Below are 14,962 nucleotides of genomic sequence, written 5' to 3' on the forward strand. Positions count from 1 at the left end.
ATTTGGCTGTGCGTGGACATAGCCGGCCCGTTCAGTCGAGACCAGCGAAGTCCGCGTCGAATCAGCCGCGAAGCGCAACGCCTTGCTGGCGACAGGACATCCGTCACAGCAACTGCCGAAATGCCAACGCCCCGGTCACAAAGCGGTTCAGCATCGTGCCAAAACGCATTAAGGGGCGGCCCACACTCCGCACTCGCGATGAATTACGAGGGACGTCATGACCGATACCAAGCTGATCGCCACCATCGATGCCGCGTGGGAGGACCGCGCCAATATCGGCCTGTCCACCACTGGTGACGTCCGTGCGGCGGTGGAGAAGGCGCTGGCGCTGCTGGACAGCGGCGAGGCGCGCGTTGCCGAGGCTACCGGGAATGGCTGGCAGGTCAATCAATGGCTCAAGAAGGCCGTGCTGCTCTCCTTCCGCCTTAACGACAATGCGTTGATCGACAATGGTCCCGGCGCCGGCCACTGGTGGGACAAGGTGCCGTCCAAGTTCGCCAACTGGGGCGAGGCGGATTTCCGCGCCGCGGGCTTCCGCGCTGTGCCGGGTTCCATCGTCCGCGCTGGCAGCTATGTCGGCAAAAACGTCATCCTGATGCCCAGCTTCACCAATATCGGCGCGTTCGTGGGTGACGGCACGATGGTCGACACCTGGGTGACGGTGGGCAGTTGCGCGCAGATCGGCAAGAACGTCCACCTCTCCGGCGGCGTCGGCATTGGCGGCGTGCTGGAGCCGCTGCAGGCCGACCCGGTCATCATCGAGGATGACTGCTTCATCGGCGCGCGCTCGGAAGTCGTCGAGGGCGTGCGCATCGGCCAGGGCTCGGTGCTGTCGATGGGCGTGTTCATCGGCCAGTCGACCAAGATCGTCGATCGCGCCACCGGCAAGGTCTATATGGGCGAGGTGCCGCCCTATTCGGTGGTTGTGCCCGGCTCGCTCCCCGGCAAGCCGCTGCCGGACGGCACGCCCGGCCCAAGCCTCTATTGCGCCGTCATCGTCAAGACCGTCGACGCACAGACCCGCTCCAAGACGGGCATCAACGACCTGCTGCGCGACTGATCCGGAAAGGGGGCGGGGCCAGACCTCGCCCCGCTTTTCAACATTTTCACGCGGCTTTGAGCTGGCGCAGATCCCGTCCGCTTGGCTCCTGGAACACCCGCAGATCGAAGGAGTCCAGCACGGCCAGCATATGGTCGAAGATGTCGGCCTGGATCGCCTCATAGGCCGCCCAAGCCGTGGTGGTGGTGAAGCAGTAGATTTCCAGCGGAATGCCCTGCGGCGTCGGGTCCAGTTGCCGCACCAGCAGCGTCATCTCCTTCGAGATGCGCCCATTGGCCCGCAGATAGGCGGCCATATAGGCCCGGAATGTCCCGAAATTGGTGACGCGCCGGCTGTTCACCGGATCAAGGCCGTCATGGGCGATGCGGCTGTTCCATCGCTCCAGCTCCGCCTGCTTCTCCGCCAGATAGTCGCCCAGCAGCGCAAAGCGGCGCAGGCTCTGCTCTTCCTGATCGGACAGAAACCGCACGCTGGTCTGGTCGATCATCAGCGAGCGCTTGATCCGCCGCCCGCCGGATTCGGACATGCCGCGCCAGTTCTTGAAGCTCTCCTCGATCAGCCGGTGAGTCGGGATGGTGGTGATCGTCTTGTCCCAGTTCTGCACCTTCACCGTGTGCAGCGCGATGTCGATCACGTCGCCATCAGCATTGAGCTGCGGCATCTCGATCCAGTCACCCACGCGCAGCATGTCGTTGGAGGTCAGCTGGACGGAGGCCACCAGCGACAGGATCGTATCCTTGAACACCAGCATGATGACCGCCGCCATGGCGCCAAGGCCGGACAGCAGCAGCAGCGGCGACTTGTCCATCAGCTGGGCGATCATCAGGATCGCCGCCGCCGCGAACAGCACGATCTTGAGAACCTGGATATAGCCCTTGATCGGCCGGTTCACGGCGTGCGGCCGCCGCTGATAGAGATCGTTGACGAAGGTCAGTGCATGGCTGAGCGCCAGCACGATGGTGAGGATCACGAACGCGCCCGCCACATTCTGCACCACCGTCACCAGCGACGGCGGCAGATGCGGTACGGCCGCGATCCCGCGTGAGACGACCATAGCCGGGACGATATTGGTCAGCCGGGCCACCGCGCGGCCGAGCGCGGGCGTATCGTGCGGCAGGACGCGCAGCGCCATGCGCAGCAGGATCGACTTGAAGATGAAGTTCGCGAGCGCCGCGACCGCAATCAGGATCGCCAGCCCGGCGAGGCTTTCAGCCCAGGCCGGCAGACCGGCGAACCACCGATCAAAAAGGGGAATCGAAAAGGAAGGGTCGGTTGCCGTGGGAATAGAATCAATCATGACAAAGGGCGCGGCCGCGAGCGGGCCGGCGATAAGCTCCTGTTTTATCTCAAATTGGGCGGCCAACCTGCCTGCCTTTAGGCATGAAGTCAAACCAGCGGCCGGATTGTGCGGGCCGCTGGCTGGGCCAGACGATCTAGACCGGCGTTGAAATCTTCATGAGGACGAGGCCCGAAACGATCAGCGCAGCAGCGGTCAGCCGCAGCACTGTAAGCGCCTCCCCAAAAAACGCGATGCCGACAGCGAATGCGCCGAGCGCGCCGATGCCCGTCCAGATCGTATAGGCCGTGCCGAGTGGCAAAACCTTCAGCGACCAGGCCAGGCAGGCAAAGCTGAGCAGCATCGCCGCGATCATGACGAGGGTGGGCCATAGCCGGGTGAAGCCATCCGACTGCTTCATGGCCGTTGCCCAGACGACCTCGAACAAACCCGCGATAAAAAGCGCAATCCACGCCATGACAGCCTCCTGAAAGCGCCGGGCCGTCCCGGTCTTGACGTCAGAGGCGGGAACGTGGTCGCCGCAAGGAAAATTTAGGCGCCACACCGCGTGCGATCAAGGGCACTTAGGCCCTAAGTCGATCAAGCCCTCAGCCGCCGCCGAGCAGGCGCTGGCGGAGGCGTTCCATGCCGATGGCGTCAATGGCGGCTGCCCGGTCGGGCGCCTTGAGCACCTCGGCCAGATAGCCAAGCGTCTGCGCGGCAAGATCGAACTGCTGCAAGGCGGTCGCCCGGCTCGTGATATCCACCGTTTCGACCAGTTGCGTGCCGAGGTCTTCGATCAGATGCCGCAGCACATCCAGTTCCTCGGCGATTCGCCGATCCAGCTCCGCAGTCGGGGCCGAGGCGCGGGGCGCCGTCCCAGCCGCAGCGGGCCGTGATGACGGCAGAGGCGCATCGGCGCGGGGCAGCCCGATCTGACTTGCGGCAGCGATCCAATTGCCCTCCCGCCAGCCGGACACCGAAATCGTGCCCTCAAAGCGCACGCCGCAGCGATTCTTGTCCACCCAGATGACCGTGGCGCCCATCTCCAGCTGCAAGCGCCGCAAGACGAGGCCCGCGCCGACCGGCGGCAGCGCGGCGCCTTCCAGCAACGCGCCGTGCTCGGAGAGATTGCGGATGCGCACCGGAGCGGCGATCCCCTCCGCCTCAATAGTCGCGGACAGGAGCAGATTCGTGCGGGAAGGCCGAGCGGCCGCTGGGTTGGACTGGTCTGCCGGCATCGGCACAATCGGCTTCCTATCCAAAAAACATTTTCTAGATCCGTCGCTCGGCCCGGCGTCCGTCCGACCTCCCGGACGTCTGCGGGGCTGAGGAAATCTCCCCGCAAATAGCAGGCTCGCTTGCCGGCGCAAATCCCATCCGTCGACTCGCGCTCCTCGCCGAGTCCCGAAATGCGCCGAACGGGCCGCGTTGCAATTGATTAGCGCCGGCGCCGGCACGTGCCTATATCGACGCTATGGCACCACCCAGAAAGCCCACCCGTCCCCAGCCCGCCGGCCTGCCGACGCGCGAACAGATCCTCGATTTCATCAGCAATGCCGATCAGCCGGCAGGCAAGCGCGAGATCGCCAAGGCCTTTGGCCTGCGCGGCAACGAGAAGATCGCGCTCAAGGCCCTGCTGCGCGACATGGCCGATGAAGGCCTGCTCGAAACCGGCAAGGCGCGGGCCTTCAACCTGATGGGCGGCGTCCCCAAGGTCACCGTGCTGCGCGTGGTCGAGTCCGATGGCGGTCAGGTCATCGCCGTACCGGAGCGCTGGGAAGCCGAGGGCCACCCTATTCCCAAGCTGCGCGTCATCGAGCGCGGCAAGCGCGGCGCGCTGGGCATTGGCGACCGGATCCTGGCGCGCACCGAGCAGGCCGGTCATGGCTGGGTCGCCCATCCCATGAAGAAGCTGGCCGGCGCGACCGAGCAAATGCTCGGTGTGGTGGCCAAGGACGAGCGCGGCAAGCTGATCCTGCGTCCCGTCGACAAGCGCATCCGCTATGAGACGCCGATCAGCGACCAAGGCGATGCGCAGCCGGGCGATCTCGTGCTGGCCGAGAAGAGTGGCCGCCCCCCGCGCATCACTGCGCGGGTGACCGACGTGCTTGGCGACCCCTTCCAGCCGCGTAGCTTCAGCCTGATCGCCATTCACAAATATGGCATTCCCGACGTGTTTCCCGAGGAGGCCGAGGCCGAAGCGGCGAAGGTCCACGACCTGCCCCTCCACGCCGATGCGCGCGAGGACCTGCGCGCTCTGCCCATCGTGGCGATCGATCCGGTCGATGCCCGCGATTTCGATGATGCCGTGTGGGCCGCGCCGGACGATGATCCGGCCAATGAAGGCGGCTTCAAGGCCATCGTTGCCATTGCAGACGTCGCTTATTATGTGCGGCCCGGCTCGGCGCTGGATCGCTCCGCCCGCAAGCGCGGCAACAGCGTCTATTTCCCCGACCGTGTCGTGCCGATGCTGCCGCACGCGCTCTCGTCGGACATGTGCTCGCTCAAGGCGGACGAGGATCGCGCCGTACTGGCCTGTCATCTCGTCATCGGACCGGGCGGTGCGCTCAAATCCTGGCGCTTCACCCGCGCGATCATCCGTGTCGCCGCCAACATTCCCTATGAGATGGCACAAGCCGCCGTGGACCGCGTGGAAGGCAAGCCCGAGCGGACCTTTTCCGACACCCGGCTCGACATCGGGCTAATCGACCGCCTCAAGGGAGATGGGCTGATTGACGACGCACTGGTGCCGCTCTGGGCATGCTGGCGCGCGCTGGCCAAGGCGCGCGATGCCCGTGGTCCGCTCGATCTCGACCTGCCCGAGCGCCGGGTCGTGCTCGACGAGGAAGGCCGCATCGTCAGCATCGCCATCCGCGAACGGCTGGATGCGCACCGGCTGATCGAGGATTTCATGGTCACCGCCAATGTCGCTGCCGCCAAGGCGCTGGAAGCCAAGAAGGCGCCGGTCATGTACCGCGTCCATGAGCCGCCCAGCCGGGAGAAGCTGACGACGCTTAAGGAGTATCTTGAAACCTACGGCATCAGCCTGGCGCTCGGGCAGGTGATCACCACCAAGACCTTCAACCGGCTGATCGAGCAGATTCCGGATGATGCCGCCGCGCGGCCGCAGATCATGGAGCAGATCCTGCGCAGCCAGACGCAGGCCTATTACGGCCCGCGCAATCTCGGCCATTTCGGCCTGTCGCTCGGCTCCTATGCGCACTTCACCTCACCGATCCGGCGCTATTCGGACCTTTTGGTGCATCGCTCGCTGGTCGGCGCCTATGGGCTGGAAATGCCCGCCCCGGCGGACAAGTCGCTCCCGCGCGACACGCGGCTCTCTTCGGAAGACGTGGCCGATCTCGCACCCATCGGCGAGCGGATCAGCCAATATGAGCGTCGGGCGATGGAAGCGGAACGCGAAACGGTCGACCGCTATGTCGCCGCGTTTCTGGCGCAGCATGTCGGCGAAATCATGGCCTGCCGCATCACCGGCGTGCAGAGCTTCGGCTTCTTTGCCACCGTCGTCGAGCTGGGCGGCGATGGACTCGTGCCCGTCTCAACGCTCGGTGGCGAATATTTTCGCTATGACGAGGTGCATCAGGCGCTGATCGGCGAGGATAGCGGCGACCGCTATGCCATGGGCGACCGCATCGACCTGCGCATCGCCGAATCCGACCCGGTGAGCGGCGCGCTGCGCTTCGAGATTCCGCACGGCGCCAGCCACATGCCCGAACGCAAGGACCGTCGCCGTCCCGGCAGTGCGCCCGTCCGCCGCACCGGACGCCCGCCGAACATCCGGCACACCGCGCGCCGCAAGGGGCCGGTCAAACGCCGCTGATCGCGCGGGACATTGGATAAAGGGGCGCTCCATCTAGGCGCGCCCCGTCGTTCATTCCTGCGCTGTCAGGTCAAAAGGCGTAGAACAACGAAAACTGCAGCACAGGGTAAACCTTGTACTTGTTGACCTCGTCGTCGACGTCCGCCTGTTCCTTGAGCAACTGCTCCTGGAAAGCCGCGTTGGTGGCGAGGCTGCCGGTGGCGCGTAGCGCATCCACGCGCGGCGTGCCTTGGAACATGGCGCCGGCGTCCACGCCGAACTTGATGCCGCGCGTCAGGCCACCCGCATAACCCACGGTCAGCAGCGGGGCGAAGTCCTTGGCGCGAATCGTGCCGGAGAGCGTGCCGATCTCGCTCGGGATATAAGTAACATCGCCGATGGTGACAGGCTCGGTCGGCGTCGCCGTAGCGCTGACCCGGTTCTTGGCGATGCGGAAACCACCGGAAAGCCGGAACCCGCCGCCGAACGGATAGACGTCCGCGACGGCGCCATAGGATTCGAGCTTCAGCTTGCCCTCATAGGTCAGGTCGTTGACGTCGATGTCGTGGCTGAAATCGAAGAAGGACGCGCTGGCTCGTACGCCAAACGTCTCATTGATCCTCATCCCCACTTCCGGCCCGGCGCCGAGCGTGCCGGCGGTGACGCCAACCGAGTAGCGCGCATCTTCTGCGAAGGCGGGCGACACCGCCAGAAGCGTGGCGGTGCTCAGTGCGAGACAGGTCTTCATCTTGATAGGCATTTTGCTTTCCCCCAAATGTCATGAGGGCGCGCTCATGCCCGAGCCGGGTACAGGCGTCATATCCTGTCAGGGATATACGCTGCGGAAGCGATCGCTGTGTTTCGGCGGCCGATTATTCGTGCTGCCGGCCGAAGTCAGGCGCGGCGTCGTCCTGCCCTTGCTCGATGATCGAGCGACGGATCGCCCGCGTCTTGCTGAAATGCTCGAACAGCGCGTCGCCATCGCCCCAGCGAATGGCCCGTTGCAGTTGCGAGAGATCCTCCGAGAAGCGCTGAAGCATCTCCAGCACCGCGTCCTTGTTGGTGAGGAAGACATCGCGCCACATGGTGGGATCGGACGCGGCGATGCGGGTGAAGTCGCGAAAGCCGCCGGCCGAATATTTGATGACTTCGCTGCGCGTCACGCTCTCCAGATCATTGGCCGTGCCGACGATCGTATAGGCGATGAGGTGCGGCAAATGGCTTGTGACGGCCAGCACCAGATCATGATGCGCGGCATCCATGATCTCGACATTGGCGCCCAGTCGCTGCCACAGCGCCTCGACCCGCGTGACCGCGACCGGATCGGTCCCGGCCGGCGGCGTCAGGATACACCAGCGGTTGCGGAACAGCGTCGCAAAGCCTGCCTCCGGGCCGCTATTCTCCGTGCCGGCAACCGGATGTGCCGGCACCAGCGTCACATCGGGCAGGACCCTGTGGATTTCGGCGATGATGCTGGCTTGGGAGGAGGCCACCTCCGAGAGGATGACATCGGCTGCCAGATCGTCGCGGATCGCCTCGGCAACCGGCGCCATCGCACCCGGCGGCACGCACAGCACCACCAGATCGGCATCGATCACCGCCGCGCCGGGCGTGTCCGTCACATCATCGCATAGGTCGATCCGCCGCGCGGTCTCTCGCACGTCCGGATTGGCATCATGCCCGACCACCCGCACGGTCGGCGCATAGGCCCGCAGGGCGCGCGCCAGCGACGAGCCGATCAGGCCCAGCCCGATGATGGCAACGCGCGAAAAGGGCAGCATCAGGCGCCGACGATCCGACGGAGTGCAGCGACGAGCCCCTTCATGTCTTCCGGCGTGCCGATGGTGATGCGCAGGGCATTGGGAAGATCCTGCCCCGGCAGCCAGCGCACAATGTAGCCCGCATCCATCAGGCTCTTATAGGCCGTCTCGGCGCTCGTCTCGCCCTCGAACAGTACGAGGCTGAAATTGGCCTTGGACGGCACGGCGCGCAGCCCCTTGTTGCCGAGCGCCCCGATCTCCGTCTCGAACCAGGCGCGCCATTCGCTGTTGTGCGCGCGGCTCTTCTCCACAAAGTCCTGCGCCTCCAGCGCCGCGACCGCTGCGCGGGACGAGGCGATCGGGAAGGAGAAGGGCTGGCGAATACGGTGCATCGCGTCGATCACCGCCGCGCTGGCATAGCCCCAGCCGACCCGGCCGGCAGCAAGGCCGAAGATCTTGGAGAAGGTGCGCGTGACCAGCACATTGGGCGCGGTGCGGGCCAGTTCCAGCCCGCCATCGTCATCCTCGGCGTCGAGATATTCGCTGTAGGCCTGATCCAGCACCAGCAGCACATGCGGCGGCAGTCCGGCATGCAGGCGGGCGATCTCCGCGCGGGGCGTGAACGTGCCGGTCGGGTTGTTCGGATTGGCGAGGAACACCAGCCGGGTGCGGTCCGTGACATGGGCGAGGATGGCATCGACATCCGTCGCATAATCCTTGTCCGCGACCTCGACGGGCACCGCGCCGACGCGCCGCGTCGCGATGGGGTAGACCGAGAAGCCATAGCGCATGAAGATGATCTCATCGCCCGCACCAGCGAAGGTGCCGGCGGCCATGTGCAGCACTTCGTCCGACCCCGTGCCATAGATGATCCGGGCCGGATCAAGCCCGTGCCGCTGTGCAATCGCCTCGCGCAGTTCCACCGCAGCGGAGTCGGGATAGCGCTCCAGGCAATCGGCAGCGGAGCGGAATGCCGCGCGCACCGGTTCGGCCGTGCCGAAGGGATTTTCATTGGACGAAAGCTTCACGACCTCGCGGCCGTCATCCGCCTTCGACTTGCCCGGCACATAAGGCGCGATGGCCATAATCCAGTCTTTGGCGACGGGCGCGGCGGGCTTTTGAAGATCGTCTGTCATGGCGTGGCGCTTTAGCCCCGCTGCGCGCAATTGGCAAAGGCCTGTGCGATTCGCCCAAAGCTCCGCGATGATGCGCTCGACAGCCCCGCCCGGCCGGCCCGATTGACAATATCCGCTCTTCGGCTCAAGCGCTGGATCATGTCCATGGAGAGTGCCATCGCTTCCACAGACCAGCGCTTCGGCCTGCGGCGGTCCATCCGGCTGGCAGGGCCGCTCCGGCTCGATAGCGGCGCTAGCCTGACGCCCGTCGAGATCGCTTACGAAACTTATGGCACGCTGAACGCGCAGGGCAGCAATGCCGTGCTGATCTGCCATGCGCTGACCGGCGATCAGTTCGTGGCGTCGGAACATCCGGTGACAGGCAAGCCGGGCTGGTGGACGCGCGCCGTGGGGCCTGGCAAGCCGATCGACCCCGAGCGGCACTTCATCATCTGCGCCAATGTGTTGGGCAGTTGCCTCGGCTCTTCCGGCCCGGCCAGCATCGATCCTGCCACCGGCGCGCCTTTTGAGATGCGCTTTCCCGTCATCACCATCGCCGACATGGTCCGCGCCCAGGCGATGCTGCTCGATCATCTGGGCGTGGCCCAGCTTGCCGCTGTGGTCGGCGGCTCGATGGGCGGGATGCAGGCGCTGGCGTGGCCGACCCTCTATCCCGAGCGCGTGCGCGCCGTGCTGGCGATTGCCACTACCGCCCGTCACAGCGCGCAAAACATCGCCTTTCACGAAGTGGGGCGCCAGGCGATCATGGCCGACCCGCGCTGGCGCGGCGGCGACTATTATGCGAGCGGCGAGCCCCCGGCGGCGGGTCTGGCGGTGGCACGCATGGCCGCTCACATCACCTATCTCTCCGAAGCCGGGCTGACTGAAAAGTTCGGCCGCAAGCTGCAGGCGCGGGAGGCGAAGACCTTCGGCTTCGATGCCGACTTCCAGGTCGAGAGCTATTTGCGTCACCAAGGCATCAGCTTCGTCGAGCGGTTCGACGCCAACAGCTATCTCTATATCACCCGGGCGACGGATTATTTCGATCTGGCGGAAGATCATGGCGGCAGCCTGGCGAGTGCGTTCGCGCGGACGCAGGCGCGCTTCTGCATCATCAGCTTCGATACCGACTGGCTCTACCCGACGACAGAGTCCCGCAACATCGTGCACGCGCTCCATGCCGCCGGTCGGGCCGCGACCTTCGTCGAGCTTTCGAGCCCCTTCGGGCATGACAGCTTCCTGCTGGATGCGCCGGAGATGAATCGTGTTCTCGACGGCTTCCTAAGGGGCGGCGCGTGACCGGGATGCCCCATGACATCACTTTGAGCGACGATCCGGTCCGGTTGGACCGCGCGCGCATTCATGGTTGGCTAGCCTCGAGCTACTGGTCGCCCGGCATCGCCCGCGCGCTGGTGGACCGGGCCATTGACGGATCGCACTGCCTCGGCGCCTATCGCAATGGCACCCAAATCGGCTTCGCCCGCATGATCACCGACCATGCCACCTTTGCCTGGCTGAGCGACGTGTGGGTCGACGAGGCCGCGCGCGGGGCCGGGCTGGCACGCCGCATGGTCCAGTGGTTTCTCGATCATCCTGATTTCCAGGGCATACGGCGTATCGGACTCACCACGCTCGATGCGCATGGCGTCTATGCCCCGCTCGGATTCCGCAGTCCGCGAAGGCCGGACCGCTATATGGAACGGCTCGACCCCGCCTTCGACACGCTGCTGAATGGCGAAGAGACTTCGCCGCATGACTGACGGCCTGCGTCCGGATCTTGCGCTGATCGCCCGCCATGTCACCACGGGCTCTCGGGTGCTGGACGTGGGTTGCGGCGATGGCGCGCTCATGGCGGCGATGCGCGACGGAGCACACGCGGATGTGCGCGGGCTGGAGATCGATCCGGCCAATGTCGCCGCGGCCGTCGGACGCGGTCTGCCGGTCGTCCAGGGTGATGCCGACACCGACCTTGGCTATTATCCCGACAAGAGCTTCGATTTCGCGATCCTCAGTCAGACGCTCCAGACCACGCGGCGGCCTGACAAGGTGATCGAGCAACTGCTGCGCATCGGCAAACAGGCGTTCGTGTCCTTCCCGAATTTCGCGCACTGGCGCGGGCGCCTCTCGCTGATGTGGGGCGGGCGGATGCCGGTGACGCCGCTGTTGCCCGAGCGCTGGTACGACACGCCCAACATCCACCACCTCACCATCGACGATTTTCGGGCGCTGGTGCGTGAGCGCGGCTGGACCATCGATGCCCAATGGTTCCTCAACCATGGCCGAACGACGGGATCGGCCAATGCCAATCTGTTCGCCGAACACGCCGTCTTCCTGCTGCATGCCTGATAGGCGACACACCATCCTTCCGAACCATGCTGCAGTGCAACAACGGGGTGGCCAGATGGCAACAGGCGGTGCATAGGGCGTGCCACGAACAGAACAGCGAAACGACGACATGACTGCTGCGGCCAAGCCCTTTCCTATGAACGAACGTGAATTTGTCGGCCTGATGGCGTCGATCATGGCGCTCAATGCGCTCGCCATCGATGCGATGCTGCCAGCCTTCCCAGCGATTCGCGCGTCCCTGAACGTGGCCGACCCCAATTCCCTGCAATATATGATCACGGCCTATATGCTGGCCAATGCCGTCGGTTCGCTGGTCGCCGGTCCGCTGGCCGACCGGTTCGGGCGCCGGCCGATGCTGCTGCTCAGCATTACCTTCTCGGCGCTCGGCGGCCTCGCCAGCGCGCTGGCGCCAACCTACGAGATGCTGCTCACGATGCGCGCGGTGCACGGCTTCTTTGCCGCGGGCCTGGGCGTGCTCGCCGTGTCCGTGATCCGCGATCGCTACTCGGGCGACACCATGGCGCGGCTGATGAGCGTGATCTTCATCATCTTCATGCTGGTGCCGGTCATCGCTCCCTCCGTGGGTCAACTGGTGCTGACCGTGGCATCCTGGCGCGAGATCTTCCTCGTCCTCGCAGCTTATGCCAGCATCGTGCTGGTGTGGACATGGCGCCGGCTGCCGGAAACGCTGGATGAAGACCAGCGCCAGCGCATTTCCCTGCCGGTCATCGCCCGCAACTGGGCGGCGGTCGTCAAGGATCGTCAGGGCCTGGGCTATATGCTCGGCGCGGGGATCATGATGGGCGGCATGTTCGGCTTCCTGAACAGCGCGCAGCAAATCTTCTTCGACGTGTTCGATGCCGGGGCTTTCTTCCCGCTCGCCTTCGCCTGCGTGGCGGGGTCGATGGCGGTGGCGAACTTTTCGAACAGCCGCATTGTCGAGCGCTTCGGCGCCCGTAGGGTCTCGCACCTCGCGCTCATCTTCTTCATCGTCGTCAGCGTCGCGCAGCTGCTGGCCAGCCAGATGCATCCCGAGCCGCTGCTGCTGTTCATGGTGCTGATCGCGCTCAACATGGGCATGGTCGGCTTTACCGGGTCGAACTTCGGCTCGATCGCCATGGAGCCCTTCGGTCACATCGCCGGATCAGCCGCCAGCTTCCAGAGCTTTGCGCGCATGGCGATTGCCACGCTGATCGGGGCGGCGACCGGACAACGGTTCGATGGCACCACCCAGCCATTGGCGGAAGGCTTCATGGCCACCGGTCTGGTCGCGCTCGTCTTCATCCTGCTTGCCGAACGCGGACGCCTCTTCACCCGCCCGCGCCGCAACGCCATGCGGCCCCCACTGCCGCCGCGCTGAGCGGTCTCGGGCGAGCGCCGGACGAGCAACTGCGCCGTCCGTCCTTCATTTCCTGAGGCCCTCACCCTATCTGAATAGGGAAAGGCTGGCCCGTGCCCGCCTGCGGAGATCGTTCGTGCGCAAGGCAATTCTCGGCCGTTACGGCAACAATCAGGGTCACTGGGTCGGCGATGGCTTCCCGGTTCGCTCGCTCTTTTCTTATCATGATCTTGGGCAACAGATCAGCCCGTTCCTACTGCTCGATTATGCCGGGCCGCACGCGTTCGAACCGACGCAGGCGAGGCGGGGTGTAGGACAGCATCCCCATCGTGGATTCGAGACGGTCACCATCGTGTATGATGGCGAAGTGGAGCATCGCGATTCCACGGGCAATGGCGGCATCATCGGACCAGGCGATGTGCAATGGATGACGGCCGCTGGCGGCATTCTGCACGAGGAGTTCCACTCGCCCGCCTTCGCGCGCAGCGGCGGTCCGTTCCGGATCGTGCAGCTCTGGGTGAACCTCCCCGGCAAGGACAAGATGGGGCCGGCGGGTTATCAGGCGATTTCGGCCGAAGACATCCCCACCCTCGACCTCGGTGCTGATACGGGTACCGCACGCATCATCGCGGGCGTACTTGGCGACACTCAGGGGCCGGCGCGCACCTTCACGCCAATCAACGTGTGGGATGTGCGGCTGAACGCAGGCGCGGACACGACGCTCGATCTGCCGGAGGGACACATTGCCCTGATCGTCGCGCTGAGCGGCCGCCTCACAATCAATGGCACCCAGCCGCTTGATGAGGCCGAGGTTCTGCTGCTGAGCCAAGATGGCAAGGATGTTCAAATCCAGGCCGCCGGTGAGTCGAGCCTGCTCGTCCTCACCGGCGAACCGATCGACGAACCGATTGTCGGCTACGGGCCTTTCGTGATGAACAGCGAAGCGGAAATCCACGCCGCGATCGATGATTTCAACAGCGGGCGCTTTGGCGCGCCCGTGTGATCGCCGGACAGGATGCTGGTGGGCGATGACGGGCTCGAACCGCCGACATTCTCGGTGTAAACGAGACGCTCTACCAACTGAGCTAATCGCCCCAGCAGCATCGTGACGGTTCGTCCGTCACAGGCGCCCCTTATCGGTCGCTATGGGGGCGGGTCAAGCTGTGCTTCAACGCGGCGGCGCCAGAAGCCCGCCCCTGCGACGCACCTTGTCGACCCATTGCAGGGCCGCGTCCGCCGTCTCGTCGGTCAGGTCGATGAATACCCGCCGTCCATCGGTGGGATCAGCAAGCCGGACCAGGATTTTGCGTTCGGTCAGCTGCGTGATCCAGCGCAGCGCCGTGGTCGGCGGAACGGCAGCGGCAATGCAGAGGCTCGAAACCGAAACGCGCTGGCCGGCAAGGCGGGCCGCCAGCAGGTCCAACAGCATGTCCCAGGCGGGATCGGCGAACAGGTCCGCCGGCAGAAACTCGTCGCGGAGCCGCCGCGCCCGGATGAGGGCGCGGATCTCTGCGGCGCTGGCGCGGCTTTCGATCGGCGACCGCTCCGCCATGGCCGGCTGGGCTGGGAGCGCTGCGGCCTGAGGCTTTTGCGTGGAGGGCGGCGACGAAAGCCCCTGTCCGCTTTGCGATGTCGAACCCTCTAGCGATGAAGCAGGCTTGGCGCTGCCGGACAGTCGCTCGAGCGTCTGGGCGAGCCGGCGGACTTCCTCGCTCAGTCTCTCCAGCCGAACGCCCTCCCCGTCCCCGGCGATATCGCGCATCGTCGCAGGCCCGGACGTCATTGGGCGCAGCCCGGCTGAGACGAGCATCGTGACGATGTCCGCAAGGCTGGGATCGCACAAGACCTCGGCCTCGACGCCTTCGAGAAGCGCAAAAGCGCGCTCGAGGGAAGCCAGATCGACGAGCACACAGACCCGGCGCCCCTTCAGCATGACTTGTGGCGCCAAGGGATGCTCCAGCCAGTCGTGGGCCTCCTCACCCCTTAGATCGAGCAGCAGCAGATCGGGCACGGTCGAGACCGCCGACCAAAGAAGGGCCGTGAGGCTTGTAGACCCGATGCATTGCAGTCCCGCGCGCTCTGCAGCCCGCGCCAAAAAGTCACCTGCCGGGCGATCCCCTCCCACCAGGACCGTGGGCTGCTCCAACGCTTCGCACAGCATCTGGTCGAGCCGGGGCGCAAAGCTTGCATCATAACGCGGGTTGTCATCGAAGCCTGTTAACATTTGGAGCCTCAATTGCTTG

The 14,962-nt window shown here is 65.2% G+C and carries 14 protein-coding genes and 1 tRNA gene; 7 read left to right on the forward strand and 8 right to left on the reverse strand.

The genetic code is table 11. The annotated features are described in order from the left end of the window. The first annotated feature begins 217 nt into the window (after positions 1–217). The gene (gene dapD, locus M2334_RS00485; protein WP_264593511.1) at positions 218–1,060 is read left to right on the forward strand and encodes a 2,3,4,5-tetrahydropyridine-2,6-dicarboxylate N-succinyltransferase; all 843 of its coding nucleotides are present in this window, start codon (positions 218–220) and stop codon (positions 1,058–1,060) included. A 46-nt stretch (positions 1,061–1,106) separates the two neighbouring features. Here dapD and M2334_RS00490 read toward each other — a convergent pair whose 3' ends face one another. The 3 genes from M2334_RS00490 to M2334_RS00500 all read right to left on the reverse strand — a co-directional run bounded on the left by M2334_RS00490 (position 1,107) and on the right by M2334_RS00500 (position 3,577). Beyond that, complete coding sequence (locus tag M2334_RS00490; protein ID WP_264593512.1) at positions 1,107–2,357, reverse strand: mechanosensitive ion channel family protein; 1,251 nt, start codon at positions 2,355–2,357, stop codon at positions 1,107–1,109. A gap of 136 nt (positions 2,358–2,493) precedes the next feature. Then, positions 2,494–2,814: a DMT family transporter gene (locus M2334_RS00495; RefSeq protein WP_264574049.1), complete on the reverse strand. Its 321-nt coding sequence runs from the start codon at positions 2,812–2,814 to the stop codon at positions 2,494–2,496. 130 nt (positions 2,815–2,944) lie between these two features. After that, on the reverse strand, positions 2,945–3,577 hold the full coding sequence (locus M2334_RS00500; RefSeq protein WP_264606009.1) for a PilZ domain-containing protein: 633 nt from the start codon (positions 3,575–3,577) through the stop codon (positions 2,945–2,947). A gap of 236 nt (positions 3,578–3,813) precedes the next feature. On the opposite strand from M2334_RS00500, the gene M2334_RS00505 reads away from it, so the two are divergent. Further along, entirely contained in the window at positions 3,814–6,180 is a 2,367-nt protein-coding gene (locus M2334_RS00505; RefSeq protein WP_264604543.1) for a ribonuclease R family protein, read from the forward strand. A gap of 70 nt (positions 6,181–6,250) precedes the next feature. On the opposite strand, the gene M2334_RS00510 is transcribed toward M2334_RS00505, so the two are convergent. From M2334_RS00510 to hisC, 3 genes are all read right to left on the reverse strand, one after another. Further along, complete coding sequence (locus tag M2334_RS00510) at positions 6,251–6,919, reverse strand: hypothetical protein (RefSeq protein ID WP_264604544.1); 669 nt, start codon at positions 6,917–6,919, stop codon at positions 6,251–6,253. A 112-nt stretch (positions 6,920–7,031) separates the two neighbouring features. Then, complete coding sequence (locus M2334_RS00515; RefSeq protein ID WP_264583903.1) at positions 7,032–7,940, reverse strand: prephenate/arogenate dehydrogenase family protein; 909 nt, start codon at positions 7,938–7,940, stop codon at positions 7,032–7,034. Further along, a complete protein-coding gene (gene hisC / locus M2334_RS00520; RefSeq protein ID WP_264593515.1) occupies positions 7,940–9,055 on the reverse strand; it encodes a histidinol-phosphate transaminase in 1,116 nt (371 codons plus the stop codon). The genes M2334_RS00515 and hisC overlap by 1 nt, the downstream gene beginning before the upstream one ends. A 138-nt stretch (positions 9,056–9,193) precedes the next feature. Here hisC and metX point away from each other — a divergent pair, with 138 nt between their 5' ends. The 5 genes from metX to M2334_RS00545 all read left to right on the forward strand — a co-directional run bounded on the left by metX (position 9,194) and on the right by M2334_RS00545 (position 13,722). After that, positions 9,194–10,333 carry a homoserine O-acetyltransferase MetX gene (gene metX / locus M2334_RS00525; RefSeq protein ID WP_264593516.1) on the forward strand — a complete coding sequence of 380 codons (1,140 nt, stop codon included), beginning with the start codon at positions 9,194–9,196 and terminating at the stop codon, positions 10,331–10,333. 5 nt (positions 10,334–10,338) lie between these two features. After that, positions 10,339–10,794, forward strand: coding sequence for a GNAT family N-acetyltransferase (locus M2334_RS00530; protein ID WP_264606010.1), 456 nt, complete (start codon positions 10,339–10,341; stop codon positions 10,792–10,794). Beyond that, on the forward strand, positions 10,787–11,380 hold the full coding sequence (gene metW, locus M2334_RS00535) for a methionine biosynthesis protein MetW (RefSeq protein WP_181561002.1): 594 nt from the start codon (positions 10,787–10,789) through the stop codon (positions 11,378–11,380). Before M2334_RS00530 ends, metW begins: the two co-directional genes overlap by 8 nt. Positions 11,381–11,516: 136 nt before the next feature. Further along, positions 11,517–12,740: a multidrug effflux MFS transporter gene (locus tag M2334_RS00540; RefSeq protein ID WP_264577776.1), complete on the forward strand. Its 1,224-nt coding sequence runs from the start codon at positions 11,517–11,519 to the stop codon at positions 12,738–12,740. Positions 12,741–12,855: 115 nt separating this feature from the next. Continuing rightward, positions 12,856–13,722 carry a pirin family protein gene (locus tag M2334_RS00545; protein ID WP_264604545.1) on the forward strand — a complete coding sequence of 289 codons (867 nt, stop codon included), beginning with the start codon at positions 12,856–12,858 and terminating at the stop codon, positions 13,720–13,722. Positions 13,723–13,738: 16 nt separating this feature from the next. Here M2334_RS00545 and M2334_RS00550 read toward each other — a convergent pair. Both M2334_RS00550 and M2334_RS00555 read right to left on the reverse strand, forming a co-directional pair. Then, positions 13,739–13,814: transfer RNA gene (locus M2334_RS00550), tRNA-Val, on the reverse strand. 73 nt (positions 13,815–13,887) lie between these two features. Next, positions 13,888–14,943: a MarR family transcriptional regulator gene (locus tag M2334_RS00555; protein ID WP_264593518.1), complete on the reverse strand. Its 1,056-nt coding sequence runs from the start codon at positions 14,941–14,943 to the stop codon at positions 13,888–13,890. Positions 14,944–14,962: the final 19 nt, after the last annotated feature.

Source organism: Sphingobium sp. B11D3D, from assembly GCF_025961755.1.
Classification (GTDB): domain Bacteria; phylum Pseudomonadota; class Alphaproteobacteria; order Sphingomonadales; family Sphingomonadaceae; genus Sphingobium.